At 57.2% G+C, this 481-nt stretch carries 1 protein-coding gene; it reads right to left on the bottom strand.

The features are described from left to right. Positions 1–481 (bottom strand): glyceraldehyde 3-phosphate dehydrogenase NAD-binding domain-containing protein (locus K5R16_RS22225; RefSeq protein ID WP_308440860.1); only part of this gene is annotated, 481 nt, incomplete at both ends.

Here is a 481-nt window from a genome sequence, read left to right on the forward strand (position 1 = left end):
TCGTGGGCTCGGCGCAGATCCTTATGGGGCGCATCCAATATGGTCTGGGTGTTGGTGATGTCGTGGATAGTGGTCATGGAGCCATGGCGAATGCCGAAGTTCTCATGGATAACCTTGACCACAGGCGCCAGACAATTGGTGGTACAGGATGCGGCTGTCACTATCGGATGCCTGGCCGGGTCGTAACTCTGATGATTCACCCCCATCACCAGGTTAGCGACACCGTCCTCTTTCACCGGCGCTGTCACCACCACCCGTTTCACCCCTTGATCAAGATAGGCTTGCAGCAGCGCCTTGGTTTTCATCTTGCCCGAGGCTTCGATCACCAGATCGCATTGAGACCAATCGCTGTCTGCAATGGCCTGATTGCGACTGGTCGCTATCCGCCGACCGGCTATGACTATGGCACTGCCCTCATGCTCGACTGGGTGCGACCAACGGCCATGAACCGAGTCAAACTCCAACAGATGCGCCAGGGTGG

This window comes from Shewanella sp. c952, assembly GCF_019654975.1.
Classification (GTDB): Bacteria; Pseudomonadota; Gammaproteobacteria; order Enterobacterales; family Shewanellaceae; genus Shewanella.